Raw genomic sequence first — 1,427 nt, 5'->3', positions numbered from 1 at the left:
CCTCAGAGACGATGAGGTAGATAGGTCATGGGTGGAAGCACGGCGACGTGTGGAGCTGAATGATACTAATCGGTCGAGGCTTTGATCTAGTCTAATGGTTTGTATGAATTGATGAGTCTTCAGTTTTGAGAGAACAATCTCTCTATGTCTGGTGGCGATAGCGAAGCGGCCACACCCGTTCCCATGCCGAACACGGAAGTTAAGCGTTTCAGCGCCGAAAGTAGTTGGGGGTCTCCCCCTGTGAGGATAGGACGCTGCCAGGCTGTTTATTTTTTTGAAAAAATTATTGACTTTCTTCTTGAGGAGACTTAAAATAGGTAAAGTCGATACAGTAATTATTTAAAACGGTCCCGTGGTGTAGTGGTTAACATGTCTGCCTGTCACGCAGAAGATCGCGGGTTCGAATCCCGTCGGGACCGCCATTTTTTTATTTAATTTAATAAGTTGGCTTTGTAGCTCAGTTGGTAGAGCAAAGGACTGAAAATCCTTGTGTCGGCGGTTCGATTCCGTCCAAAGCCACCATTTACAGCGCCGGTGTAGCTCAGTTGGTAGAGCATCTGACTTGTAATCAGAGGGTCGAGGGTTCGAATCCTTTCGCCGGCACCATTTTTCTCATGGCGGTTGTGGCGAAGTGGTTAACGCACCGGATTGTGATTCCGGCATTCGAGGGTTCAATTCCCTTCAGCCGCCCCATTTTTAAAAATTAATGAGCCATTAGCTCAGTTGGTAGAGCATCTGACTTTTAATCAGAGGGTCGCAGGTTCGAGCCCTGCATGGCTCACCATTTCTCATTAATTTCTATACTTAAATATTATATGCGGGTGTGGCGGAATTGGTAGACGCGCTAGACTTAGGATCTAGTGTCTTTGACGTGGGGGTTCGAGTCCCTTCACCCGCATCTCTAATCTAACTTTATATTGCGGAAGTAGTTCAGTGGTAGAATACGACCTTGCCAAGGTCGGGGTCGCGGGTTCGAATCCCGTCTTCCGCTCCAATTATATGCGGTCGTGGCGGAATCGGTAGACGCGCTAGGTTGAGGGCCTAGTGGTGGTTAACACCGTGGAGGTTCAAGTCCTCTCGACCGCATTAATGCACCCTTAGCTCAGCTGGATAGAGCGTTAGACTACGAATCTAAAGGCCGGGAGTTCGAATCTCTCAGGGTGCACCATTTATAACGGGAAGTAGCTCAGCTTGGTAGAGCACTTGGTTTGGGACCAAGGGGTCGCAGGTTCGAATCCTGTCTTCCCGACCATTTCTTAATTCAATTTGGTCTTTGAAAACTGAACGATGAGGCAAAAATGTTTTACAATGTTTGAATGAAGCGCAAGCTTCGTCATTTTTTAAAGAGCTATATCAAATTCTTTGGAGAGTTTGATCCTGGCTCAGGACGAACGCTGGCGGCGTGCCTAATACATGCAAGTCGAGCG

10 tRNA genes and 3 rRNA genes are annotated in these 1,427 nt (G+C 47.7%); all 13 read left to right on the top strand.

The annotated features are described in order from the left end of the window. Positions 1–89 (top strand): 23S ribosomal RNA (locus KNP80_RS15740); the annotation flags it as partial. Positions 90–147: 58 nt separating this feature from the next. Continuing rightward, positions 148–263 (top strand): 5S ribosomal RNA (gene rrf, locus KNP80_RS15735). 83 nt (positions 264–346) lie between these two features. After that, positions 347–422, top strand: a tRNA-Asp gene (locus KNP80_RS15730). Between the two features lie 24 nt (positions 423–446). Continuing rightward, a tRNA-Phe gene (locus tag KNP80_RS15725) sits at positions 447–522 on the top strand. 8 nt (positions 523–530) lie between these two features. Continuing rightward, positions 531–606: transfer RNA gene (locus KNP80_RS15720), tRNA-Thr, on the top strand. A gap of 11 nt (positions 607–617) precedes the next feature. Beyond that, positions 618–693 (top strand) — tRNA-His (locus tag KNP80_RS15715). 15 nt (positions 694–708) lie between these two features. Then, a tRNA-Lys gene (locus KNP80_RS15710) sits at positions 709–784 on the top strand. A gap of 33 nt (positions 785–817) precedes the next feature. Continuing rightward, positions 818–898, top strand: a tRNA-Leu gene (locus KNP80_RS15705). Between the two features lie 21 nt (positions 899–919). Then, positions 920–994, top strand: a tRNA-Gly gene (locus KNP80_RS15700). Between the two features lie 7 nt (positions 995–1,001). Further along, positions 1,002–1,086, top strand: a tRNA-Leu gene (locus KNP80_RS15695). 5 nt (positions 1,087–1,091) lie between these two features. Next, positions 1,092–1,168, top strand: a tRNA-Arg gene (locus tag KNP80_RS15690). 7 nt (positions 1,169–1,175) lie between these two features. Continuing rightward, a tRNA-Pro gene (locus KNP80_RS15685) sits at positions 1,176–1,252 on the top strand. Positions 1,253–1,359: 107 nt separating this feature from the next. Beyond that, positions 1,360–1,427 (top strand): 16S ribosomal RNA (locus tag KNP80_RS15680); the annotation flags it as partial.

Origin of the sequence: Exiguobacterium sp. E4787 (genome assembly GCF_018618375.1) — a bacterium.
In the GTDB taxonomy this organism is placed as follows: Bacteria; Bacillota; Bacilli; order Exiguobacteriales; family Exiguobacteriaceae; genus Exiguobacterium; species Exiguobacterium chiriqhucha.
The sequence above is the reverse complement of the archived record's forward strand: the minus strand, read 5'-3'. Positions and strand labels throughout refer to the sequence as shown.